Origin of the sequence: Sphingobacterium sp., assembly GCF_032065005.1 — a bacterium.
GTDB lineage: Bacteria > Bacteroidota > Bacteroidia > Sphingobacteriales > Sphingobacteriaceae > Sphingobacterium.
In genome coordinates, this window is sequence record NZ_DAMBMM010000001.1 from 237,204 (window position 1) to 263,964 (window position 26,761).

Annotated in this window: 17 protein-coding genes; 5 read left to right on the forward strand and 12 right to left on the reverse strand. The window is 37.8% G+C overall.

All coding sequences use genetic code 11. The features are described 5' to 3' along the window. Positions 1–5: 5 nt before the first annotated feature. Positions 6–467: a MaoC family dehydratase gene (locus RT138_RS01050; RefSeq protein ID WP_254527532.1), complete on the reverse strand. Its 462-nt coding sequence runs from the start codon at positions 465–467 to the stop codon at positions 6–8. Between the two features lie 421 nt (positions 468–888). Here RT138_RS01050 and RT138_RS01055 point away from each other — a divergent pair, with 421 nt between their 5' ends. After that, positions 889–1,347: a hypothetical protein gene (locus RT138_RS01055; RefSeq protein WP_313189133.1), complete on the forward strand. Its 459-nt coding sequence runs from the start codon at positions 889–891 to the stop codon at positions 1,345–1,347. Positions 1,348–1,390: 43 nt separating this feature from the next. Here RT138_RS01055 and RT138_RS01060 read toward each other — a convergent pair whose 3' ends face one another. Both RT138_RS01060 and RT138_RS01065 read right to left on the reverse strand, forming a co-directional pair. Further along, positions 1,391–1,789, reverse strand: coding sequence for a hypothetical protein (locus tag RT138_RS01060; protein ID WP_313189134.1), 399 nt, complete (start codon positions 1,787–1,789; stop codon positions 1,391–1,393). 137 nt (positions 1,790–1,926) lie between these two features. Then, positions 1,927–2,133 (reverse strand): PLDc N-terminal domain-containing protein, encoded by a 207-nt coding sequence (locus tag RT138_RS01065; RefSeq protein WP_313189135.1) that lies wholly within the window; start codon positions 2,131–2,133, stop codon positions 1,927–1,929. Positions 2,134–2,331: 198 nt separating this feature from the next. On the opposite strand from RT138_RS01065, the gene RT138_RS01070 reads away from it, so the two are divergent. After that, entirely contained in the window at positions 2,332–3,633 is a 1,302-nt protein-coding gene (locus RT138_RS01070; RefSeq protein ID WP_313189136.1) for an esterase-like activity of phytase family protein, read from the forward strand. A 1,126-nt stretch (positions 3,634–4,759) separates the two neighbouring features. On the opposite strand, the gene RT138_RS01075 is transcribed toward RT138_RS01070, so the two are convergent. The 7 genes from RT138_RS01075 to RT138_RS01105 all read right to left on the reverse strand — a co-directional run bounded on the left by RT138_RS01075 (position 4,760) and on the right by RT138_RS01105 (position 16,498). Continuing rightward, positions 4,760–5,050, reverse strand: a complete 291-nt coding sequence (locus RT138_RS01075) for a hypothetical protein (protein WP_313189137.1) — start codon at positions 5,048–5,050, stop codon at positions 4,760–4,762. A gap of 155 nt (positions 5,051–5,205) precedes the next feature. Continuing rightward, the gene (locus tag RT138_RS01080; protein ID WP_313189138.1) at positions 5,206–6,441 is read right to left on the reverse strand and encodes a DUF3883 domain-containing protein; all 1,236 of its coding nucleotides are present in this window, start codon (positions 6,439–6,441) and stop codon (positions 5,206–5,208) included. After that, complete coding sequence (locus RT138_RS01085) at positions 6,441–8,432, reverse strand: hypothetical protein (protein WP_313189139.1); 1,992 nt, start codon at positions 8,430–8,432, stop codon at positions 6,441–6,443. Before RT138_RS01085 ends, RT138_RS01080 begins: the two co-directional genes overlap by 1 nt. Next, on the reverse strand, positions 8,416–12,135 hold the full coding sequence (locus tag RT138_RS01090; protein WP_313189140.1) for an Eco57I restriction-modification methylase domain-containing protein: 3,720 nt from the start codon (positions 12,133–12,135) through the stop codon (positions 8,416–8,418). The genes RT138_RS01085 and RT138_RS01090 overlap by 17 nt, the downstream gene beginning before the upstream one ends. An 11-nt stretch (positions 12,136–12,146) precedes the next feature. Next, positions 12,147–13,007 (reverse strand): DNA damage-inducible protein D, encoded by an 861-nt coding sequence (dinD, locus tag RT138_RS01095; RefSeq protein ID WP_313189141.1) that lies wholly within the window; start codon positions 13,005–13,007, stop codon positions 12,147–12,149. A 5-nt stretch (positions 13,008–13,012) separates the two neighbouring features. Beyond that, positions 13,013–16,279, reverse strand: a complete 3,267-nt coding sequence (locus RT138_RS01100; protein ID WP_313189142.1) for a helicase-related protein — start codon at positions 16,277–16,279, stop codon at positions 13,013–13,015. Then, a complete protein-coding gene (locus RT138_RS01105) occupies positions 16,280–16,498 on the reverse strand; it encodes a helix-turn-helix transcriptional regulator (RefSeq protein ID WP_313189143.1) in 219 nt (72 codons plus the stop codon). Between the two features lie 55 nt (positions 16,499–16,553). Between RT138_RS01105 and RT138_RS01110 the strand changes: the two genes are divergently transcribed. After that, positions 16,554–16,952: a hypothetical protein gene (locus tag RT138_RS01110; RefSeq protein WP_313189144.1), complete on the forward strand. Its 399-nt coding sequence runs from the start codon at positions 16,554–16,556 to the stop codon at positions 16,950–16,952. A gap of 137 nt (positions 16,953–17,089) precedes the next feature. On the opposite strand, the gene mnmE is transcribed toward RT138_RS01110, so the two are convergent. Beyond that, on the reverse strand, positions 17,090–18,466 hold the full coding sequence (gene mnmE, locus RT138_RS01115) for a tRNA uridine-5-carboxymethylaminomethyl(34) synthesis GTPase MnmE (RefSeq protein WP_313189145.1): 1,377 nt from the start codon (positions 18,464–18,466) through the stop codon (positions 17,090–17,092). 418 nt (positions 18,467–18,884) lie between these two features. Between mnmE and RT138_RS01120 the strand changes: the two genes are divergently transcribed. Then, positions 18,885–20,117, forward strand: a complete 1,233-nt coding sequence (locus tag RT138_RS01120) for an MFS transporter (protein ID WP_313189146.1) — start codon at positions 18,885–18,887, stop codon at positions 20,115–20,117. Positions 20,118–20,373: 256 nt separating this feature from the next. Here the strand turns inward: RT138_RS01120 and RT138_RS01125 are convergent, their stop codons facing one another. After that, positions 20,374–23,034 carry a DUF5916 domain-containing protein gene (locus tag RT138_RS01125; protein ID WP_313189147.1) on the reverse strand — a complete coding sequence of 887 codons (2,661 nt, stop codon included), beginning with the start codon at positions 23,032–23,034 and terminating at the stop codon, positions 20,374–20,376. Positions 23,035–25,396: 2,362 nt separating this feature from the next. Between RT138_RS01125 and RT138_RS01130 the strand changes: the two genes are divergently transcribed. Beyond that, positions 25,397–26,755: a Gfo/Idh/MocA family oxidoreductase gene (locus RT138_RS01130; protein WP_313189148.1), complete on the forward strand. Its 1,359-nt coding sequence runs from the start codon at positions 25,397–25,399 to the stop codon at positions 26,753–26,755. The last annotated feature ends 6 nt before the right edge of the window (positions 26,756–26,761 follow it).

Consider the following 26,761-nt stretch of genomic DNA (forward strand, 5'->3'; position numbering starts at 1 on the left):
AGGTCCTAGTCTTTAAAACTGTACAGAAAGATTACATCACCTACATAGACAGGTTTGTCAGATTCCTCACTCATGAGTTTAGCTTGAATGGTCGCTTTCACCGTACCACGCAGGTTGTTGATAGACTTTACCAAAGCATGCAATCGAACACGGGTATTCACTTTTACAGCTTGTCCGAATTTAAGGTTTTCAATACCGTAGTTGATTTCCATCTTCACATTCCTGACATCCGCAATCTGCTTCCATAAATGGGGGATAAGGGATAGGGTCAGGTAGCCATGGGCAATGGTGGTTCCAAATGGGCCTTCATTCTTCGACTTCTCCTCATCTACATGTATCCATTGATGGTCCAATGTAGCATCAGCAAATAAGTTGATCTGTTTTTGGTCGATTAAATGCCATTCAGAAAGACCTAATTCTTTCCCTTCATAAGTTTTGTACTCTTCGTAATTATTGATGATTACCATAGGTATTATTAGTATATAAAAATAAGCTAGTGATTTTTTTTGATTAATTAAAGGTTTTTAATCTATGTAAATCCCAATCAGCTCAGTCAGTAGGGTTTAATTACCCTAATTTCTAACAATTGATAGCTCCATATGTTTGCATAGGAGCATAGGTTTCCCTAAATGAAATGTGAATTGTATATGGAGTTATTTGAAAATGCGTATTTCCTTTATCAATGCGTTATATAATAGACAAACTTACCTAGAGCTTCTGCTAGCTTATAGACCATCAATACAACAATCAAAGCTGCAAATCCTAGTATGATTTTTTTATTTTTCATAATCCGTTTTTATAATTGGTTATCATAATTCGGTATTCGTTACATAATTTACTTAATTTATGTAAAATTCTTTTTTCAGGCATTAATTTATCACAGATTTCATGCAATTATTCATTCCAAAAATAGAGTTAGACAGCTTAGATAAATCTGAATTGGACATCTACCAAGGTTTAGATGCTGAACCATATGGCTTGGACCTGGCGACAAAAGTCTGCAAAAAGCTAATGCAAAATCCTGGAGAGCATACAGGCCTATATTTTTCCCATCGTGATTATTGCGGACTGGGACTGTATTATATCGACCTGCAATTTATGCTGGGCGTGGTCAATGATGGTTATGGACCGGAGCCCTTGCTGGCAAGCTGCGAATCAGATCCTGATTTAGTAAACTGGCTGAGTCAAGAATCCGATCAAACCATGTCGCTATATGGAAGTCACTTTAATAATCAAACCATTACCAAGTCCCGATTGGAATGGTATCTCGAAGAAAATTATTCACCTACCTGGAATATGTACTGTTTGTATATGAATGATAGGCGGGGTCAGGGAAGAACAAGATAATATTTTGAATAAAGCCTAATCCGAAAACTAGGCTTTAATGTTATTAATTGATTTTTTTACCGACAAATAGGATCTGTTTAGTTGCTTTACTACCAAGCGTAGATACCGACAATGAGTTTTCGTCTTTGATATATACGAATACTCCCTTTGGATCATCGTCATCATTGCTCATCGTACCGTTCTGCTCATAGACATCAAAAGTTTCCGAAACACTTCCCGAAGCTGCATTTGTTGTGAATTTTAACTGGTCTTCACCCGCTTGGGTAACTGTTACGATGCTATTGTCATAACTGGTGAACTTGCCGTTAGAAAGATGAATGCTCAAATCTCCCTGATAACTCCCCACTGCATCAATAGGCTTCAAATTACTGTCTTTGCTACAAGACGTAGTTCCAATAAGACCCAATGCAATAAATAGCATAAAGTGTAATTGCTTTTTCATATTAAGTAGATTGTGTGATTTCTTGACAGGAAACAATTTCCCTGCCAAAGATAAAAATCTATGATTCCGGTAAATGGTAAAATAGGGGATATACCAAAGAAAATAAAGGAAATCGGAAATGTTAAGCTAAATATAGGCTATGCTGCTTTTTTGGAATTGTTCAAGGCTAAGTAGATAATTGAACCAAGTACATTAAAAACCAATACGACCAATATCCAGACCACTCTTTGGCCACTGGATAGGTCTCGGTTCGTGACGATATGGTAGATGGAAAAGACCGTAATAAATAACATTATTATCCAAATCGCACTAGCTAATAAACTGCCTATGAAAAGTAAGTTCATAATGATTGATAATTATGGTGATTGAAGTTATTATCATGAATTTAAAAAGAATTGTTTGGGAATCAAAATAGGGAAGGGACTATTAAGAGAGATATTTATTGGAGTGAATATTTCTAGCAATGATAATAAATTCACCATTGCTTAACATCTGTTTCATATTCAACATCTTTATTTGTGCCAATTTATTAAGCTATATTAATGATAAAACAAATTCACACACTAGCGACTGCTTTAACCTTTATTGCAGCACTAACTTCTTGCGAAAAAGATCAAGATCCCAACAAGACCAAAGTTGTAGACTATCCTGCTATGGCGGAAGTAGAAACTCCAAATGTACTGATGACGAACAAAGATGGCGTAAAAGTCTATAATGGTGGTTTTGGTTCCGCTGTAGTGGCAGACCCCCATGATCCGGAAGTATTTTATATGATGACAGATCGAGGAGCCAATGTAGCTGGACAGGCTAAGAATGCTATTATCATTGGAAAGTCGGACTTCGCTCCACAGATTGGAAAATTCAGGTTGAAGGAAGGGAAATTAGTCCTGGAGCAAGTAATCGAGTTGAAGAATGAAAAAGGTGCCAAGTTAAATGGTTTACCGAATCCAAAGGGAATGGGCTCTACGGGCGAAATTCCTTATGATCTGAATGGACAGCAATTGGCAGCATCGGCAGACGGTATCGACTCTGAAGGTTTGGTAATCGCAGCGGACGGTTCGTTCTGGATCTCGGATGAATACGGTCCGCATATCGTCCATGCCGATATCACTGGAAAGACCATTGAACGTATCAACCCTTTTGGAACTGGCTTCGGCGGCCGTAAAATTCCTGCTGTCTTTGCCAATCGCAGAGCCAATAGAGGGATGGAAGGCTTGACGATTACCCCAGATGGCAAGACCTTGGTCGGTATTATGCAATCCCCGATGTATAATCCCAGTTCGGCTGCCGTATCAGGTTCTGTCGTCATTCGTATCCTGACCTTTGACATCGCATCCGGAGCTACAAAACAATACGCTTACCTGATGGACAACCCCTCACTTACCGGTGTAAGTGAAATATTGGCCTTGAGTAATACGACCTTTCTAACCTTGGAAAGAGATGGTCTCTATGGTGCTGATCCTGCAAAACCTGCACTCTTCAAAAAGATATTCAAAATCGATATCAGCAAAGCGACTGATATCTCGGATGCCTTAAATGCTACTTCAGGGAAATTGTTTAAAGGAAAAACAGTGGAAGAACTAAAGGACCAAGCTGGACTGGCTGCTGCTGGTATTACGCCAGTTACAAAAACGCTTGCCATCGATTTATTAAAAGATCTTCCAGAGGTCTATCCACACGATAAGGCGGAAGGTCTTACCATGTTAAAAGGAAATATTCTGGTGGTTTCTAATGATGATGATTTTGGAGTTGTCGATAATGGAAATAGTGGCTTTGCCCAGAAAGTCCTTCCAAGTACCAAGAGTGTGGATAGGAATAGATTATATTTCATTAAAATGAAATAAGAAGGAGTATTGTATTTTTATAAAATAAATGAGGCCGTATCAAAATATAATTGATACGGCTTTTTTATTTTGTGGTGTGATGATGTTTTTAGAAGTGTTCAACAGTTCAATGGTACAAATTCTAAACGTCTATTATTACTAAGGTTTCCAGCTTATTTTGTGATAAGCGAAATAAACTCACCAACGATAAAACCAAATCTATAAATAGCAACTGCTGATAATAGGACTAATATTGCTACAACTAACTTACTGTTCTCGATTAATATTTCAATTGCTCTATTCATAGCCTTAAGTTATTAAGAATTGTTGAATATTTGAAGGTGCTTTCTGATTTATTCTGATCGGTGGTTACTTTTTGAACTGGTTTTTTTTACTAAAAAATTAATGGTTATCAATTAATTTTTAATGCTGATATGGATATTTCATAATCGAAAAAATTGCAAATAAAAGTAATGTCATAATTTTTTAGAATATTTTAGAGGTAATAAATTGAGAGTGAAATGTTGGGTATATTTAGGAAGTAATAACAGGGGTATGGTTTTGTTTTTCTATAATAATTTTCCGATACAAAAAGTACTTAAACCTGATTATCAGGACTTTATTTTAAAATAAATACAAATAAGAATCAAATTTTCAGGATTTTATTATTTGATAAGTCGTCTAGATATTTTAATTAAAATTGTTTGATTTTAAATCTTTGTATACTTTTCCCTTTTTAGAAAGTTGAAAAAATTTAACTTATTCATGTGAAGCTAATAAATTATCTTGACCATTCTATATTTTCATTGCATGATAAATAGTTCCAATTAATAACTTTTGAATTTTCATTAATAAAACGAAAAGTAAAGTGATAGACTTACCTGTTTTTGCAGATCCTTATATTCTTTTATTAATTCCAATCCAAATTTAACATTTGAATTCAATGATAACTCATTCCAATCTATGTAATCGAAATATTTCTTAATATTATGTACATTCCACTGTATTCTACCAGATAAAATTTTCCAGTCCATATTTTCATTAAGCAGAAAATATTCTAATAAAACTGGATGATTATTATGTAAACGACAAAATAATCATTCATCCCATGGATTGGTTCGTAGAATGTTTATACAAACTTCAAAGCCTAAACGAACTTCACATAAAAAAGACTTTTAATATCTATAAAATTACCAAATGCAGCAATAAATCTATCATCTATAACTATTTTTGATTTTATTTTATAAAAAACATTCCAATCAATTGAATTCTTTAACTCCGTTATTAATTCTACATGCCATTTAATATTTTTGTTATCCATAAAATGATAACTTTCAAAATTAATCTTATTTTTATTTGCTAAGATTTTCTCTCTTTTGAAAGGGTAAAATTTAGAAATCAAATCAATTTTTAATTGATTGTAAAAAAATAAATCCATTAATTAATATACCATATAACTATAATCAAAGTATCCATTGTTTTACCCCAATAAAATATGTACAAATTTTTTTGCTTTTCTCCATAGAAAGCAAAATTGCCATAACTAGCTACTGGTGTAAATGGAATGATATTTAATGGAATTTGTTGAATTGATTATTGTTTTACATTTATTGAAACTTTAAAATTTATAGGGGTAAAACTAATTTTACTATTTTGAGGATTGAATGGGTTTTCAATTATCCAGATTTTCGGATTGCTTGAAAGAATTTCATACACTACATAAACATAATAATTGTCTAACTCTTTGGCTGTATTCAATTCATTGATGGTTAAAAAGAAATCAACATTACCGACTTTTGCTCTTGTAGCTTTTACTTCAATATATCTCTTAGCTTCGTCTTCTTCAAAAGAAAGTATATCATAACCCAAGGCATCTGATTTTAAAGACACTCTATCAACACTTTCAGCTAACTTGTCTCTTCCTATATTTCTTAATCGTTCTCTTTCAAATTCTTCAACTATCTTTTCTCCTCTGTCACCCAATTTTTTATTCACCCTGTTTTGTTTTTCATAATCAGTTTTGCCTGATGTAGCCTGCCTTGTCGTAATATTATTAAATGTATCATTCTGTACAATAGTTAATTTAGCTTCTTCAGCAGTAGGCGTAAATGGAAAATCAAAATCTCCATAATCTTCTAATGCAATTACAATTGGAGCAGGTTTCTTTATTGGTCTTTTGGGATAAACATTGTATAGAAAATATGAAAACAAATCTGTACTCCAATTTTTCATCACAACATCATTGTTTTTAAAATCCAATAATGTTTCTCTTTTTAAAACCGGGTCTAATCGAAGTGTTTTTTTTGTATCTAAATCATAAAATTTTAGAAAATACTTCAAATGCTCGTCAGAGAACACGTTTAAGAACCTATCGGGGTAATAAACAGAAAGTATTTTGCCTTTAAACATTGGAGAAAGCCTACTCTGAAGAATAGTATCAATGTCATTACTTGCACCTGCTTCTATCAATTGTTTAATAGCAGGTATTATGTTATTGTAAGCAGTAATAGAATTGTTGCCCCAAATTTTTGTCTCTCTATATTTAACTGTGCTATCGTGCTTTGTTCTGCCATAATATATTCCAAACTTATCTGCTGTTGCTCCAATTATTCTGCCAAGACCATCTAATTCTCTTTCGATTTTATAGCAAAATGTATGTTCGCCTTTGCCTATTACATAATCTTCAACCTTTAGGTTTGATAAAGCCTTTGCACTAAACTGGTTAGCAAATGCGGTACGAAGTTTATACAAATGTTTCCTCTCCTCCAGAACATCGTCCATTCTTTTGATAAAATTTGCCTGTGCTTCTCTAAGGTCGTGTAGGTTCATTAGTTATTTATTTCGTTAATTAAAACAGCCAAACTCTTTCTATCTGCCAATGTAAAATCGCTTAGATTGATTGGGGTTGGAGGTGTGATAAAATGAGTTATTCGTTCAATTCTTTTATCCATTTTTAATTCTTCATTCTTGGCAAACTCAATCTGTGCATCAGTTTTGACTGCTCCAGTTACTACATTAGCTAAAAAAGGTGTACCATTTCTTGAATAGGTCACCAAGTTATGTTTTGGATTTGATAACCTTGGGTCTTGACCTGGTATTTGTACAGCATACAGATTATCTTTTAGAATAAATTCAGCGGAATAATTCAAAGCTGCATTTGTATAAAATAAACTAGCTCTCATACCACATAAAAGTTTAATGGTAAGCTTGGGTAAGCTGTCGAGTATTTCATATATCTCAAATGCTTTTTCAACCTCAATCTTATACAAAGGACTTTTTAAGTCGAAATGTGATGCTGGATTAAAAACAATGTCCTTAAACTGAATTAATTGATGTCTAAGAGCATCTGGAAGTAAATCTGTACAGCCATTATCATCATAATAGTCAAAAAGCTGCCTTAACTCGTGGTCTAAATCTCTGGTGGTTTTTCTCACAGTTTCGGGTAACAGTTCTTCCAACTTTTTTTCAATGGCTTTTCTGATGTTGTTCCCCGCAGAGTAAAAATCAAAGCTATTTTTGTATGCTGTAGCTCTACTAATGTAATCCAGATTTTTGTCTATAATGATAGGCTTATTGGTATCACTACAATACATTTCTTTGAGTTCCCAATTAGAAATATTATCCCATTCGTTAATCTTTAGCTTTATAAATTCAAACAAGCCTTTATCGTGGGTTAAAAAGAAAACTTGATATCTGGACAGATAATTTTTGAAAATATAATCTACTACTTTGGTACGGTTGTTCATATCCAAAGAAATCATCAGGTCGTCTAAGACCAATATTTTTACTTCTGCATCTGTAGGTCTTTTCTCTAATACTGCAAGGCGAATGGCTAAAATAACAGCAGTTAATTTTGCTTCATTAAAGAATGAATGTATTCGATGAACTTTATTCGCTTTACCATCGTAGTTTCTGTTCTTTAAAATAATGGCTATTTCCGGGGCATTAAAAGTTTTAACGCCTATAGTTTCCTTTTTTTCTTCTTTGAGTTCAACAACAAAATCAAAGTTTGGGTAACCCAATTCTTGTAGAATGATATTACCTCTGGTATTGATGTGGGTTAATAGTTTTTGTAAAGTTTCTTTTATTTTGGCTACTGCTATTTTAACGTCTTTAACCTGATCCTTTGTAAGTACGTAAGTTTTCTTTTCATTCACATCCTCCTCGTAAAATGCTCCATTCTCTAAAAATTTAATGAGTGCCTGCGCTTCTTGTACAGTATTCTCTTCCCAATCGCCAGTTGTTTCATTTTTTATCTTAATAGTACAAGGGTCATCAAACTTCACGTATGGAAATACCGTGTATCTGAAATGATGATACAAATTGATTTCTTCCGAATGTGCGTAGTTAAACGCATTATATAGTGTTCTATAATTGATAAAATCGGAAGCATAATTACTGATTTGAGCTACTTGCTTAGTACGAATAGCTACCTCATCATAAGAAATAATGTAATCTTCCGTTGCGTCATCTTTTATGCTGAACTTGATGTAGGCATTTTCTCCTTTCTTTTCATTGGGAACTGCTTGTTGGGCGGCATTAATGTTTAGCAAACTCTGCTCTCCATCGTATTCAAAATACTTTTGTATTGCTGCATCATTGGGTTTATTGGCACATTCTAGCAAAGTATATAAGGCCCAATAAAACGAAGATTTACCGCTTCCGTTTTCTCCATATACCAATAGATGTTTACCATCTATTTTTATTGGCTTGTTATCTGCATCTATAGCAGGGTAAAACTTGAAGTTAGAAATTTCTACTTCATCTATATATTTTCGAACAGCAACTTCTGGAACAGGCGGATTAATGGGTGCTGGCATTGATACGTTTTATAATGTCCGGACTTTTGATATTACTAAGCAGAATACGGTTACGAATGGGGTTGTCATGCCCTTGTAGCCAATTGTAGCAGTCGCCTATTATTTTGGCATTGGCTTCTTTGTTGGCATTATCGCTGGTATCTATGGGTTTAAAATGTTGGGTGGTATCTACAAACTGCAACACATCTATTTCCAACGCTTGCATATGTTCTTTAAAGTACAATTCGTACACCATCATATTGGCTACATCTTCAAACACTGGGGCTATGCTTGCATTATCGGTAAAGTTGTTTACAGGTGGTTGGGTAATATCGTTTAGAAATATTAAGTAATCTGCTATTGTTTCATACTTTGAAATAATATTTTTAATATTCGTTTTCGGTATTGGTAGCAGTTCAATGTACATCTTATTCCATTGATTTGTCCCTTGACCGGTGCTTGATGAAATTTTATCCAAATACCATTCGATTACTTTAGAGTTCAGAAATACAAGCAAATATTTCAAATCCTTTCCACTCATAAAATAAGATGGATTGGAAATATATGTATGCTTATTGTCGTATGCAAATGCAGGCTTGTCCGTGATTGCAAGCCACACTAACTTTTCCTCTTCTAACGATAATAAATATGCACAGTCTCGAATATTAGTCCAATGGACACCTTGATCAGATCTATCAACTAAAGTTTGGTAAGTACCATCTTCATTTCTATTTGCAAGTGGCGAATTTTTATCTTTATACTGAAGTAAGTGTTTATAAATTGCAGGATAGTCATTAGGTACATCAATTCTTGGCAAAGCCTTTACCCCTTTTTTTGTGTTTTCTTTAAGTCCATTATGAGGATAAATGGCATAATTGTCATTAAAGTGATAACCCCATCTAAATATTTCTCTTCCACGTAAAAGTCTTTTGATGATTTTCTCACTATTAGGATCTTCCTCAATTAAATCTTTACGTTTTTTATCATCAATATAAAATGCGTCATTATATCCAGTTAACATACCACGATAAAACTCAACATCCCAGTTTTTTAATTGTACACCATTCTTTTCGATTTCAGTTTTAATAATAAAATCGTCTTTACTCAAAATAATCCATCCATCATCTGAAGGTTCTTCTATTTCAATTGCATTGTTTTGAAAATACTCGTAAATATTTGTACCTAAGCTGTAATCAGCCTTTACTGCAACGGCTTTAAATGGTGATGACTGTTGGCAATTTTTACTGAGTATAATATTAGTTTCAACTGTAGCAGTTCGGAATATTTTGGTGTCTTCAAAATTTAGTAATGAAATTGTTTGCGTTTGTTTTGAAAGAAAGCTTCTAAGTAATTCACCAAATTTTGTTCGCATCCAAGTATTACTGGTGATATAAGTAAGTATACCATTAGACTTTAATAAATTAAAACCTTGTTCGTAAAACAAGCAATAAATATCACTGGTACGACTAAACGTTTTATAATTAGCTCTTTCCAATTTTCGTAAATCATCCCCCATTTTTTGCAATTGGATATACGGTGGATTGCCTATTACTATATCAAAACCTCCATCAGCAAACACATCGTCAAATAATAAGTGCCATAAAAAGTATGGCTTTGCAGTTTTGTTTTCTAATTCGTGCAGGGCTTTACGGGTATTGTTGAGGGCTTCTAAATCGCTGTGTAATTTTTCTATTTTGCGTTTGGTTGCCTGCTTAATTGTAGGGTCAGTTAATTTAGGAGCATTGGCTATTTGTATGGTTAAGGCATTTTGCCAAAGCTCTAAATTGTAATCAATATGGTTGTGTATGGTTTGGTTTACTTTTTCTTTTTTCTCGGCTTTTTTTATAGGGTCGGTTTCTATAAAAAAATCGTACATTAGCTGTTGCAAATCATTGTCCCTTAAAACCCTATTGTCGGTTAATTTTAATTGTGGGTCAATAATATTACCAAAAAGGTCTTTAGTTGGTTCGTAAATGGTAGTGGTTTTGCTAATGGTATGTACCTTGCTTAAATCTATTTCTTCAAAACGTTCTAACAAACTATTACCCTGCATAATTTTATAATCCAAGTTGGGCAAGGGTTGTGGTACTTCTTCATCCACCACCAGGCTTAGCCAAAAGCGTAAGCGAGCAATATCCACTGCACCGTTTTCTAAATCCACTCCATAAATATTGTTGCGGATTATATCTTTTTTTACCTGGGCTTTATCCAACGTAAGGTCAAGGGTAGTTTTGGCTTTAAATATTTCTTGCAACATACCCATAGGAAAAGCACCAGAACCAATGGCTGGGTCGCAAATTTTTACTTTGTCTAAAATAGCTTCAATGCGTTTGGCATTGGCTACAATAAAATTCTTTTTATCGGTACGATTGCCAATATCGTCTTTACGAATAAAGGTTTCAATGGCTTTAGTTGCTTGGCTCTCATCTTCAGCACATTCAGGCAAATGGGTACGCAAATATTGTATCAGGCTTTCCTGACACATATAATGTACAATTTCCTTTGGTGTATAAAATGCTCCTTTGTCTTTGTTTTCCTCCAACAAATTTTCAAAAATATGCCCTAACATTTCGGGGTCAATGCCTACTTCTTGCTCTTCTGGGCTGTTTTCATCAATGGTAAAATTGTATTGGCTAAAGAAATCAAACAGGTCTTTGAAGTAATCAACTGGAAAATTGAATGCATTGGTTTGAGGTAATTCATCATCAAATAAACCACCGTTTAAAAAAGGTGCTCTGTAAGCATTTGCTTTGGTAATAGGATTGGTATAATGTAATTCTTTTAGCATTACATCATTTTCCTTTCTACGGTCTGTATTCAGTATTTTAAAGAAAAGGATTGTTAAGCCTTTGCTGTAAAATGTTTGCTGAGTTGGAAAGTGACTGAATAGGTTTAGCATAAAGTTTTTATCACCACCTTTCCACACCTCATTATCAGCAGGGCAACCCATCCAACCTTTCTTTTGTAAAAAATGAAGGAATACTATTCTGCCCAACATTTTCTTTACAAAATCACGAATAGGTTTTTGTTGTTTTGTTAATTCTGTTTCTTCAGTATTTAAGAGTAATGCTGCATATTCTTGCTTGTTAGCAATGTATTCCCAAAAGCGTTTGTAATGAATATCTTTATACTTTTTGAAAAACTCATTATTTAAAGCCTCCACAGAAAATGTTTCTGTTAAGTCTTTTAAACTAATACCCTTATGTGTTTCAAAGACTTTAAATGAAGGCACTTTACCTTTTAAATCTAATAAGCGTAATGTAGCTGTAGTACAACTTTCGTTTGCTCCTAAAATGAAAGAATATCGCTTGGCATTGGTGCTTTGCTGTATAAAGTTTCCATCCTCATCAATTGTAGTTTGGCTGCTGATAAAAGACAAACGATAGTCCAACTGTGTATCGTCATCACTATGATAAAAAACCAATAAACCGTGGTATTTATCTTGGTCTATCAATTTGAAAGCAATATCTCTTAATGCAACTCTGTTTCTTGCAATTTGAATATCGGCAGTAGTTTTAATATCCAACACTGCAATATTTTTACCATCGCTTAAAGCAATAGATGCAAAACGTTCTATTGATTTGGCATTGCCTTTTTGAACAACAATTTTTTCGGTTTGTGTTTCAATGCTTATTTGTTGCCCAAATAATTGCAACAACCATTCCATCCAATTTTTTTGTTGGTAGGGTAATTGAAGATTGTATCGTAATGAGTTAAAATCCATTTTAAAAATTGTTATTTCTTTTTAGGCGAAATTTTCTTAGGCTCTTTGCTATCCAATTTTTTTTGCACTGACTTTATGCTATCAGCTACTGGCAGATTTTCAGGCATTGTACCACCAATTTCCTTGATGGTTTGGCGTACTTTACGTCCTACTTCAAGGTGAGTTTGATTGGCTTTTTGCTTACCCTTTATGTTTTCGTTGCGAAGTTTTTCCTCGGTTTGAGTAGCCCTGAAAAGATTAGCTGCCAATTCTGTACTGCCCATATGGTCTAAAATATTTTGGCTCTTTTTTAGGTTTTTATTTTTATGAATTCCTTTTGCATCCAGCCCACCATACAAACCCATATAACCGTGATTTTGAAATATGGCATAATCTAACCCATCTTGCACACCTGCATTTTTTGCAGCAGCAGCTAAGTAGGTATTATGCTTGCTCATTTCATTTCGTAAAAAAATACGCTTTTCGTCTTCAGTGCTTAGCTGGTTGTAAGCATCCATTTGCTGTATTTCCTGTATCCGGGTTTGAACGGCAAAATAGGTTTGCCCTTGTGCCACCACTTCTTTGCTGGGGTCGGCATTTTGTACAATCAAATAACACATATATCGGCTAAGTTTGAAGCTTGCATAGGTATGTGTTGCACCCGAACCCACAGCTACCACCTCGTTGGCTTCAACGAGGTGGTCTGCTACTTGCTGTCCACTTTTTTTACAGGCTTCCGCAGCTTTTTCAATTACACCAGTAAAGTTTCTAAAATCAGTATAATCCAGCGTTTTAGATAGTTGCCTCGCCATCCAAAATTCGTTTCCGTTTTCATCGGTGTTTTTGATTTGTTCAAAAACCGAAAGTCCGCTTTTACTTATTTCTTTTGCCATATAATTTAGTTATTGAAGCTTTCGCTGATGATAATTTCGGGTTTAAATTCTTTTAGGTTAAAAATGGGCTGCATTGTTTGCATACCATCATCTTCTACTGCTTGCAATGGGTATTTATTTAAAACCTTTACCACCTCTTCTAAAAGTATGGCGGGCTTTAATGGCGAAGCCTTTACCGCTTTAGCCAGTTTGTTTACATCTCTTTGTAGGTTTTGAAATTTACCAAGCCTAATGGCAGCTTTAGCATTTAACAATAGTTCTTTTTCCTGCGGATTGGCAATTTGAATATTGGTTAATGCATCTAAGAAGGATAAGGCTCTTTTTTCATTAGGACCCTGTGTGGTGTCTATTTTACGCTCTTTGCTTTTTTCTTCCTCCAATTTATTTGCAAATAATGCAATAGCACTTTTTACTTGTTCGTGGTGATGCTCATTAAGCGGGATGGCTTTCTCCGTGACTTTAGCGTAGTATTCCTTTTCGGCTTGTAGAAAAGTCAACTCGTCAATATCTCCATTTTCCTTTACCAATAAAAAAGCATCTCTTTTTTCGTTACGAATAAAAGTGATGGTAGCCCCTTTGAGTACGGGGCTTTTTCTGCCAACTCTTGCCCTCATTGGCATATTTTTTATTTGCTTAAATAAGTCGGGATTATCTCTCTTGAACTTACGCAGTTCTAAAAGTATTCTAAGCTTTTCGTCTTTCTCTTCATTTACCGTTTTATCAAACAAACCAAAACTTTCTGTAACCTCATCTTGTGAATATATTTGGCTATCCTCACCCATAGCACTATGAAAAGCCTGCAATTTCATTATGGCTTTTTTCTCCAGTTCTATATCACTATTTACTTTTGCCGTAGGGAAAAAATTAAAGATGTGAATGTTATTTGCTTTAGAACCGATACGATTTACCCTACCTATTCTTTGCATTAGTTTGGTACTATTCCACGGTGTATCATAGTTTATAATAATGTTGGCACGGTGCATATTTACACCTTCTGCCAAAACCTCTGTACTGATAACCATATTGTAATCATCCTTTTGATCTGTCAGTGGAATATTGGCATCGAAGTTGGCTTTTACAAAAGGAAATCTGTCTTTACGAGTTTTGCTATCCACCACCAATATTTTATCAAAACCAGCTTTCTTTAATTCATCAGACAAATAGGCTGTTGTTTCTTTACTTTCAGAAAAAACCACCAATTTTTCTTCCTTATTAATAGTTTTATCGAATAATTTTTTGGCAAGATATTCTTTGAAAATATCCAGCTTAGGGTCTTGTGTAATGTTTGCCCATTCGCTCACTAATTCATCCAACAGCACTTTATCTGCTTTTAAGCCAGTTAAAAAGCCAGGCTCGAAATCATCGGCATTGCAAATTTCAATCGTATGGTCCGTATCTGCTAAATCGGTTAGTAAAGCAATTAACTCTTCTTCTCTACCTTCATTGATATAATCATTTACGCCTAAATTAGGAGCAATGTAAATTCTATCGTTTTCAAACATCTGCACCATTGCATTTGTAGCGGACGAAAACCTGTTTAAAGACTGTTTAAAGGCATAAAAACTGCTATCAATACGTTTTACCAACATTGTTTTCATAATGAAAGCTAACTGCGTAGAAATCATATCTGCCTTTTGATATTTTCCTTTTTTATGAGGCTTTAAGTATTTAATGGCTTGGTAGCGATTGTAGGTAAGCCCTTTGGTTGGATGGCTCAAATATAAAATAGTCTTATCGTACACCGCATCTAAATACTCATCTAATTGGTAAAATATTTTTTCGGGTTTGTTTACAGCAGGAAAAATAACGCCTTGTTCTTTTAGGTCTTTGGCATATTCCTCGTTTTCTGAAAGGTCAGTTCTGGTTCTACGAACTGTAAGCGGTTCAATTACTTTTACTCTAATTTTTTCGTAAATACCTTTTACTCCTGCCGTAACCTTTTGAATGTCTTTTTCTGCTTTTAGTTTTTTGTAAGCATCAATTTGCCCTCTAAAAAAGTGTTGCAAATTTCCTACCTCTAAAGAAGAGTTTTTGGCATCTTGAAATAGGTAAACAAGATTGGCAATATCTTCTGGCTTATTGTTTAATGGAGTAGCCGAAATAAGCATCACTCTTTTTTGTTCGTATGTATCGTTGGTTAACTTTTTACGGGTTGGCGACTTGCAAATATTTTGAAGATGGAAATACATTTCAGCACTATCGCTTCTAAACTTATGGGCTTCATCCACAATAATCAAATCGTAATCGTGGTGTTTATTTATTTTGTGCAAACTACCTGAGGTAACAATTTTGTAATTGTGCAAACCGAATTTTGAGAGTGTATCCTCCCAGTTCTCCTTAATAGCAGGTGGGCAGATAATTAGCGTTTTTGACAAATAGGAAGGAAAACCATTTGTATAAAAAAACTTTTTGGCAATTAACGTTGCCACAATTGTTTTACCTAAACCAACAACATCAGATAAAAAAAAGCCGTGGTGTTTCATCATTTTATTAAATCCATCGGCAACTGCATCTACCTGATAAGATAGTTTTTTGAAGTCTTTTGGTAAATCTTGAATTGAATTAGGATCAAAATCAATACTCCTTCCAAAGTACTCAATAAGAAACTTCATATACACTTCTAAGGGTGTAAACTCATCGTTGAGGTAGGTTTCTTTTTTGAGTTTTTCTATAAATTCCTTTCCTATTTCGATACTTTCATTCCAAAGTTTGTCGAACGTTTCTGTGGCAAAATCAATGTCTGTATTATCCCTTAATTCTACATTAAATTCAAAATTTCTTTCTAAACCGTTATCAGTTAAATTGCTTGAACCAGTTATAACAGAACCATAGCCGTGACTATGTTTTTCCTGTTCTCTGAATATGTAAATTTTTGCGTGTAAATTTTGCTTGGGATGAACTTTTATTTTAATTTTTCCAGTAGCTAAATCTTGTATCAGCTGCAACATTCCTTCCTCTACATCTTTATCATATTCGGCTTCTTGAATATTCTTTTTTACTTCTTCAAAAAAATCATCTCTACTTTTAGCTGGGTCTTCTATAAATAGTAAGCCTCTTTTATTTGCTTCGTAAACAAGATTGTCAATATTAATACCAACTAATACTCTAATCTCTGCTGATTTTTCTACGAATGGTCGAATACGGAAGTAGCCTGATGCTCTAAAATACCCTACCAAAGCATCAAAGAAATAAATATTACGGTACTTAAATATTCCTTCAATTTTGCTTAGTAGTGTATTTTCATTTTCGTTAGTAAAAAATTTTGTATTCATCTATTTACTTGAGTTCAATAAGTCCTTAATATCTATATTTAATAACTGTGCAATTTGTACCATTGTTTCTATTGAAGGTTGAACTTCATTTGTACACCATCGCGAAATTGTAGTTTCACTTTTACCAAGCCGCTCTGCTAACCATTTGTTAGTTCTATTGGTATCAGCTAGTACTGCCTTTAATCTATTAATTTGCTTGTGTTGCATAATAATCAACATTTGATGTAAAAATACTTACAAATTATTATATTTACTGTATTAATCAATTATTAAAATGAAAAAGCAAACATTACTTAAACTTGCAGAATTAGGATTTAAATCTTTAGTAAATGGAGTACCTCTATTAGATCAATCAACCGATTCAAATAGTTATTCAATAGAACAATTATTAGAAAAAGAAGAATCTGAATATGAAAATGTAGAAATAAAAAAGAGATATTTTGGATATTGCCATCCAAAAAGTTATGGAAATAGTCTATACTTATATCATTTAAATAATTCTATTGATGAATTGAAAAGTAAACTTTTAAATATTGATGGTTATACATATTACGGGATTCTGGATTTATACGAAAACGAAATTGTAGATTACAATGATACCTTAGGGCTTGAAGAGGTAGTGGTTAGACTAACTGAAATGAGATTAGCGATTGGTATTCAATTACTTAAATAATCTTGACAATGAAAAAATATAAGGATTTAGATTGGAAACGATATGAGTTTATAACTAAATATATTATAAAACTTTTGAGAATAATAAATATTCTTTTTGTGTATCGCTATTTCAGGACTAGACATTGCTAATCTCAGTCACTTCCCGATACAAAACTTACTAAAAATATTCTCCAGCAAGTCATCCGTAGTCACCGTCCCGGTAATCTCCCCAAGATGGTGCAGCGCCTGTCTAATATCCATCGCTAGAAAATCCGATGTAATCGGGTTATCGATCCCATACAACACCTTCTCCAGCGCTTCCTGCGTATGCTGCAAAGCTTCCACATGCCTGATATTCGTCACCATGACATCATCCGTGTTGATATTAGAAAGATTCACCTGGTTCAGCAACTCATCCTTCAGTTCATCGATGCCGATTTGGTGCTTAGCCGAAATATAAAGCGGATTCAGTACCTCATAATCCTTTTTCTGTTCTTCCGAGAGAAGATCAGACTTATTGATAATGGTCACAAAGGGGATATTCAAACCTTTGACCTCATCGATCTGCTCCTGTACGGCAGAGATCTGGTCTTGGGTAGGGTCGAAGAGGTAGATGATCAGTCGGGCCTGCTTCATTTTCTCACGGGTCCTTTCCACGCCAATGGCTTCCACTACATCTTCCGTATGACGGATTCCGGCGGTATCGATAAAGCGGAAAGTCACGCCATGTATATTGATCTCATCTTCGATGGTATCGCGTGTCGTGCCGGCGATATCGGAAACAATGGCTCTTTCCTCGTTCAACAGGGCATTCAATAGGGTAGACTTGCCTACATTCGGTTTTCCTGCAATCACCACTGGAACGCCATTCTTCAGCACATTCCCCTGTTCGAAGGAACGGATCAGTTTGGCTATGACCGAGTGGATCTGTTGGATCAAGGCTTTCAGCTGGTCACGATTGGCAAATTCCACATCTTCCTCCGCGAAATCAAGTTCCAATTCGATCAGAGATGCGAAATGTACAAGGTCCTCACGTAATTGCTTCAGCTGATTGGAGAATCCACCGCGCATCTGCTGCATGGCTATCTGATGGGAAGCCGCCGAATTGGAAGCAATCAGGTCTGCAACCGCTTCCGCTTGGGATAGGTCCATTCCACCATTCAGGAAAGCCCTTAAGGTAAATTCACCGGCACGGGCCGCTCGAGCACCTTTCTTGATCAGCAGGGTGATAATGCGTTCGATGATATAGGCCGAATTATGGGTCGATATTTCAATGGTATCCTCCTTGGTATAGGAGTTAGGCCCCACAAAGAGGGTCACCAAAACCTCATCGATGATATGTTCGCCATCGCGGATGGTTCCAAAATGCACGGTATGCGAAGCTTGCTTCGTCAAATCCTTACCTTTGAAAACCTCATTGACCAAGCTAATGGCCTTGGAGCCCGATAGACGGATCACTGCAATTGCGCCATTGGCCCCAGGAGAGGTCGCCAAAGCGATAATAGTATCTTGTGAAATTAACCCTGTAGACATATCGCAAAGATAAGAATAGTCGGGAGTATTTGGAATGGAGCTTATGGATCCTGAGAGGAAACATAATTAAAAGTTTTAGAGATCCTAAGTCTGCAATTGGTTTTTACATCGTCTTGAAATCAAAAACTGTATTGCTAGTTCTATTGGGATTCAGCTTGGTCTCATTCGAGACATATTTCGAAATTTCCGAATATGTCTCGAATAAGGGTAAAGCAAGACTCGAAGAGTATTCAGAAGCAGCATCCAAGCCAAAATCCAAGATTTTTGCCCAGTCTTATTCATTAAAAATTTGAAGGAATATTGAAGGTCGGGAATTAGATTGTCAAAATTTCAATACGGAAATGCAAGTGCTCGAAGCAATCCCTACCTTTGCTCGGCTTAGAAGATTATTACACATACTTAGCCGAGCATTTTTTATATGGAAGAATCCACTAAAGCACCGCTTTCTGCATACCAGAAATTGGTGATTTTCATACTAGCTTTTACCCAATTTACCGTTGTCCTGGATTTTATGATCATGTCTCCAATGGGGGATATGCTGATGAAAGCGATCGACCTAAAGCCTTCTGAATTTGGGGTGGCCGTTTCTGCCTACGCTTTCAGTGCCGGGATTTCAGGACTTCTGACCGCAGGATTTGCCGATCGTTTCGATCGAAAGAAACTGCTGCTGTTCTTCTATACCGGATTTATCATCGGAACTTTTCTCTGTGGTTTTTCGACCAGTTATCCCATGTTGGTGGCTGCTCGGATAGTGACCGGTCTGTTCGGTGGAGTAATCGGTTCCATTTCCATGGCGATTATCACCGATGTATTCACCTTGGACCAACGTGGTCGGGTGATGGGTTTTGTGCAGATGGGTTTTGGGGCAAGCCAGGTATTGGGGATTCCAATCGGACTCTATATCGGTAATGCCTGGGGTTGGCAAAGTGCTTTCCTGATGATTGCCATCGTAGCGGTCCTGATTGCCCTATTGATCTTCCTGAAATTAAAACCTATTATCGAACATATCGGCCTGCAGAAGAAACAATCTGCCCTGCAGCACCTATGGGGGACCTTTACCCGCAAGGAATATAGGATCGGCTTTATGGCAACCGCCTTACTTTCTGTTGGAGGTTTTATGATGATGCCATTCAGCAGTGTTTTCGCCGTGAACAACCTGCATGTTACCCACGAACAGCTGCCACAGCTGTTTATGATCTCAGGAATTGCTTCTCTATTGATAATGCCGATGGTCGGTATGCTCAGCGACCGTTTCGATAAGTACAAGATCTTCGCCATCGCTACCACCTGGATGATGATCATGGTCTTGATCTATACCTCCCTAGGTCCTACGGCCTTCCCGATCGTGGTCGTATTGAACATCTTGATGATGATGGGGATCCTAAGCCGAGTAACGCCTTCTTCAGCCTTGGTGTCCGCAGTCCCTGAAAAAGAAGACCGTGGCGCCTTTATGAGTGTCAGCGCATCCCTGCAACAGATGTCGGGTGGGATAGGAGCCATTATCGCCGGCCTGATCATCGTCCAACAAACCAACGAAAGCCCAATTGAACATTATACAACCCTTGGTTACATCGTCGTTGTGATCAGTATTATTACGTTGGTTATGATGTATGGTGTGAGTAGGTATGTCAGGAATAAGAGTATTAAGTAGTTAGTATTTAGTATTTAGACGGTTGAACCAGATCATGGTCTATCCTCCCATCCCATTAATCCTGGTTCAAATGCATGGACGGGCGAATGCAATTCGCCTCTGCCAAACGTGATAATTTATACCTGAATGAAATTCTGGCAATGATCCTGTTTCCTGGTCTCGACGATCATCGAGCGAAGCCGAGATGCCGCTCGATGATCCTTCGGAATACGGTAGAGGTCATCTCGACGCCGCTCGATGAGCTTTGCAGTTGTTCCTACCAGCCGATCCAATAGTTCAGCTTCAGCATAAAGGTATTCGTCGGTGCAATTCGCCAGATATTATCGAGGTTGCTGCCCCAACCGGGTTGGTAAACAGGCATCCTTCCGGATCTGTTATGCTCCCAAACGAGGTAAAGGGTTGAACCCGGCAGGTATTCCCAGCGTGCTACCAAATTGGAACGGAATTCATTGAAACTGAAATTTGGATCCTTGAAGCTTCCTGCTTGTGCACCGGTGCCTACACTGTACATACCATCCGCATAACTGATCTGCTCCGGACTGAATTCCCGGAAACGCTCGGAATAGGTTCTGGATAGGGTATTTGTGGCGTACTTAAATCGATCGTATTGCGCTGTCGATGTAAACGGTGAGCCATAATATTGAATGGAAAGGTCAGGGGTAATGTTGCCCTGCAGCCTAAAGGTAAAGCCATAGGTTTCCTGCCGCATCCTTCCCATCACATAAGTTGATTCATCAGCATTGATGCTAGGGAGCTCACTGGTGCTTACATATTGCAGGTTATCCTTGTTCCAGGCATAGTTGAACTGCGTAACCAAATGTATATGATTACCTAAGCGGAAAGTCAGGGACGGTCTGATTTCATTGTATCTTGTTTCTCCGTCCAGGAAATGCTTGCCGTCGTAGTCAACCTTGATGAAAACACGTTTTGCACGGTCGGAGTTCATGGAGAAAGTACTCGTAAAGTTCGGGTTATAGCGAAGGTCATAACCACCGCGGAGCATGCGACTGTCAACCGAGTTCCAGCTGAAGGCTTCCTTTAGGTCCATTTCTATCCTTCGCTTGATGGTCAAGCTTCTAAAACGGACTGCAAGGTTATTGTCCATGGCCTTGCCACCGTAGTTCCAAACATTCCTTTGGGTCAAGGTAATGCCGGCAGCGCGGAAAGGTCCCCAAGGATCGGTCTTGCGGAAAGCAAGTTCCGATTCGTTCAGTTTATAGTCGGTTTGTTTAAGGTAACCGACCTCATTTAAATCAAAACCAGGGGAGGACCAGCTGAAGGTTTCAGCATAGTTCCATTGGGCATTTCCCTTTTTCCCGGCCTTGATGTATCCGCCGGTACCGCTAAGGGAAGTGGCGTCTGGATTCATGTTGAGGTATTCGGCTCCCGATTTTCGTTGGAAGAAGTGCGTAGCATTGGTCTTTGTAGCCATTAGGGCGTCTTTCGTCCCCGAAAGCGTACTGTACATGGCTTTGGTTTCCACGTAATACAGACGATTGGAGAAATACTTGGTGAAGTCTACACCAGCGGTAAAAGCATCTTTAACAAGGAACTCCTCTAGATGCGGAGCATCCATCTTACGGTTCACCGAAGTGATCATACCTCCCAAAAGGGTATTACCATCCCAGTTTTTCTGCACCCTGGCTACGGTATAGTTGGTCAATGGTTCGGTTTGGATTTTTTCTTCCCCGGAACCGAGCTGGGTCACCTTTTGGGAAGTCTTGGCGGTTATACTTTCTAAGATCCCTATGGTAAGACCTTTGCGGTTTGTTCCGGTAAGTTTCATGGCACCAAGGATGGGCACGAAATCGGTGCTGCTGGCAAAGATCTGCTGATTGTCAACCAATGGGTATTGGTATCGAGATCTGGAACCAATCCGTCGGGAATAGAACATCATTCCGCCTTCATTGTTGTCAAACTCCAAAATATGCTTTCCTTCCAAAAAGAAGGGTCTTTTTTCCTCATAGAATACCTCGTATGCTGTGAGGTTCATCACCGAAGGGTCCAGCTCCACCTGACCATAATCAGGATTGATGGAGAGGTCCATGGTATAATCCGAAATGGCGAATTTAGCATCTAAGCCGGCATTTGGCTTCCAGCGGTTACCATCTTGATAGGGACTGTTTGCAATCTTCGGTTCGCGGATCAGTTTGTTCATTATATAGGGCAAGAACTCAATCCCTTTAGGTTTTGGTAGGTCCTGCATGCCATGCATGGTTCCGAAGGAGAACACATGCCCATTGTTCTTGATCGGGATCATGGACCAGTTCTGTACCTCGTTATTTCGGCGGATTATCCGGCGGACATGCAGCCCCCAGATACCGTCATCGTTCTTTTGGTTGTATCGGATCTGGTTGAAAGGGATTCTCAGTTCTGCCGTCCAGCTGGAATCGGCCAGGTCTTGATGCGTACGGCCTTCCCAAACGGCATTCCAGGAAAGGTTGACCGATAGTTTGTCCGTTACCGTAAGGTCTGTTTTATTACCACCGAGGTTGATATTGAATTCCACGGCAGCGCGGTAATCATGGTAGGGGTCGAAAGCAATACTGATCAGGTCGCCGTTACTGTTATCGTCCCGGTTCCCGTTAAATGCGTTCATGGTTTCAGGGTGGATATCCTTGCAATAAACCCCAACATAGATGTTCTTGTCATCGTAAAAGATCTTCATTTTGGTCCAAGAGCCGGTATGAGCCCGTTCAAAGGGGATAACCTGGGAAAATTTCTCCGACCAGACCCCTTGGTTCTGCCAGAGGTCTTCATCCAGTTTTCCATCGATTTTAGGTTGATGGTCGGTGATTTTGCTGGCCTGATAATCCCGTTTGTAGGCATCCTCAAAAGATACAACAGGTTTACGCTCATCTTGACAGAAGGCAAAGCTTATATGGAAGAGTAAGATTAATGACAGTACGTATTTCATCGGTTGAGTTTAGGAAAACACGAGGTTTTAAATCGATCGTGCCAAATGTATTAAATTATTGATTAATAATAGGGGAAGGGATGTTTAATTTCTGTTACTAGGTTCAAATCTCCCAATCCTTTCCGACTCCATGTGACATTCATTGTTGATTTTTTTGTCCCTGATTATCAGTTGAATATACTTTTATTTAATATGTATATACTTATTAATTTTATTTGTATGATATTCTATGTTATTTTTGTGATATAAACGGTAAAATATTACCTATAGCACTGCTTTATACCTATGAAAATCAATAAATTACAACATTAATAAGTTTTTATTATTTTTGTTTGTCCAGTATGTTTATACAATAACGAGTTAGCGCGTTAGGACATAAACGAATAATCAACCAGTAATATTTACTGAAACCTAAGATTCTCGTTTAGTAAATTGAATTAATGTTACTTGTGGGGGATTATGAGGGTGATTCCCCATTAAGTAATATTTGTCCTTATCAAATTTTTTGAATCCCTCTTTAGCATTTTTATTCTGAACGATCAGTGAGGAATCTGTACGGTTCGCCCCCTCATGACCTTGTCATTCTCAATCGAAGATTGAGGACCCGTTCGCCATTGCCATCCGTAATTGATTAAGGCTGTAAAATTCCGAAACCCTTCTTTCGAACCATTGACAAGTTGAATTTCAAATAATTTTCTTCGTTACTTTTGAAGCCCAAAAGTAACCAAACCGACGAAGGAGCTCACGGATACCAATTCTCTTCGTTACTTTTGAAGCCCAAAAGTAACCAAAAGGCTTCGGCTCATTTAAGATGGCTTTTCGCACCATCCACTACACATGAAAAGAATGCCTTGATGTCGGGAATATCTTCCTTCAAAATTCTCCTTTTAGATGGAGAATTTTTTGAAAGCATTCCAAGGCCAATCCCATCGCACAGGTCTACGGCATTCTTTCCATTTTTCCGCCATTGGAAATGAGCCTGAGGCTAAAGGGCTTCCTTCGGAAGGATGGAGTCTGTTTTGAAAACCCCCAGCGCGGGTGAAATATTTTTCATTAGTTTTGGTTAAAAAAGAAAATAGTTCTTTCGCTGTGCTCAAGATGACAGCAATCCTAAAAAACATCAAAAAATAGATTCTTCGCTGCTCTCTGAATCCCTCTTTAGCAATTTTATTCTGAACGATCAGTGAGGAATCTGTACGGTTCACCTCTCCACGATCCTGTCATGCTGCACCGAAGGTGCAGGACCTGTTCGCCAATGCAATTTTTCTTCAAAAACAGCTGTGTAATAATTTAAATGTTTTGAAAACCCCCAGCATGGTTGGAATCTTCGTAGAAGGGTGATTTGTTCTTCGGCCAACCCACAGCGTGGGTGAAATATTTTTCATTAGTTTTGGTTAAAAAAAAATAGTTCTTTCGCTGTGCTCTGAATCCCTCTTTAGCATTTTTATTCTGAACGATCAGTGAGGAATCTGTACGGTTTACCCCCTCATGACCTTGTCATTCTCAATCGAAGATTGAGGACCTGTTCGCCAATGCCATCCGTAATTGATTAAGTCTGTAAAATTCCGAGATCTTTCTTTCGAACCATTGACAAGTTGAATTTCAAATAATTCTCTTCGTTACTTTTGAAGCCCAAAAGTAACCAAAAGGCTTCGGCTCATTTAAGATGGCTTTTCGCACCATCCACTACACATGAAAAGAATGCCTTGATGTCGGGAATATCTTCCTTCAAAATTCTCCTTTTAGATGGAGAATTTTTTGAAAGCATTCCAAGGCCAATCCCATCGCACAGGTCTACGGCATTCTTTCCATTTTTCCGCCATTGGAAATGAGCCTGAGGCTAAAGGGCTTCCTTCGGAAGGATGGAGTCTGTTTTGAAAACCCCCAGCGCGGGTGAAATATTTTTCATTAGTTTTGGTTAAAAAAGAAAATAGTTCTTTCGCTGTGCTCAAGATGACAGCAATCCTAAAAAACATCAAAAAATAGATTCTTCGTTTTACTCTGAATCCCTCTCATCAGCATTTTTATTCTGAACGATCAGTGAGGAATCTGTACGGTTCCCCCCCCCCTCATGACCTTGTCATTCTCAATCAAAGATTGAGGACCTGTTCGCCAATGCCATCCTTATCCTCGAATCCTGTTCCCTGAGCGGCGTCTCGACGAATATCGAGCGACATCTCGACTTCGCTCGATATTCGTCGAGATGTCGCTCGATGAACTGTCGAAGGGCATCCTGGTTCAAAAACACCAATCCTCACAAACCAGAAATGTCTCAAATCTCAAATCTCACTTCTCACATCTATTGTCTATTATTTAATTTTTGCCTATCTTAAAAGCTATAAACCTTAAAACCTCTATCCTTATGGGAAACATAAACCTCAATCGTAGGCAATTTATTTTTGGAACTGGTGCCTTACTGTCCATTGCTGCCTTGCAGCAGGCGGGCTTTGCAGCGGAGATATTAAAAGCTAGAACGGTAGCCTTGATAGGTGCCGGTTGGTATGGTAAAAGTGACCTGTTCAGGTTGCTGCAGGTAAGTGATGTAGAGGTGGTTGCGGTTTGTGATGTGGACAAAAAGCATCTGGAGGAAGCCGCAACGTTGATTTCCCAAAAGCAGAAATCCAAAAAGGTGCCAAAGAAGTATTCAGATTATAGGAAGCTGTTGGCAGAAAATAAGCTTGATCTGGTGTTGGTCGGTACGCCTGACCATTGGCATGCCCTGATCGGAATTGCAGCCATTGAATCAGGAGCACATGTGTATCTGCAAAAGCCCATCAGTGTGGATGTTATGGAGGGTGAAGCGGTAGTTGCAGCGGCAAGAAAGCATAATAGAAAGGTTCAGATCGGAACGCAGCGTAGAAGTACGCCGCATATGATCGATGCCAAGGAAAATATAGTGGAGAAAGGTTTGTTGGGTAAAATTTCGCATGTGGAAATGTGCTGTTACTACCATATGAAGAGCAATGCCAACCCGCCAGAAGAACCGGTTCCGGATTTCTTGGATTATGAAATGTGGACAGGTCCTGCGCCATTGCGGCCTTACGATGGGCTTCCGCATGGTGGCTGGTGGCGCGCATTTATGGAGTACGGAAATGGGATAACGGGCGATATGTGTGTGCATATGTTCGATACGGTGCGTTGGATGTTAGGTTTGGGCTGGCCCAAAAAGATATCGGCAACAGGCGGGATCTATGTGCAGAAAGAAGCGAAATCCAATATCGCCGATACGCAGACCGCTATATTTGAATACGATGACCTGAATTGCGTGTGGACCCACCGTACCTGGGGTACGCCGGCTGATCCGGAATTTCCATGGGCCTTTGTGATCTATGGCGATAAGGGAACCCTGAAAGGAAGTACCATGAAATGGGAATTTATCCCAGAAAAAGGGGAGAAGATTGTGCGTGATGTGGTCTATGAAAGAGAGCAGTATCCAGAGGACCTGAAGGAACCTCGGATTGAGCTCAATGCCGCACCAGCGACACGCGGTCAGATGCGGAACCTGCTTTCCGCCATCGATACCAATACCTTGCCGGTTGCTGATGTGCTTCAGGGACATATCTCTACAGCATCCTGTATTTTGGCAAACCTGTCCATGGAATTAAATCGTCCATTGGTCTATGATCCGGAGAAGAAGGTCTGTGTAGGAGATGAGGAAGCTACAAAGAGATTGAAAAGAGAATATAGGGCACCTTGGAAACATCCATACCAAGGCGCTTAAAAAGAG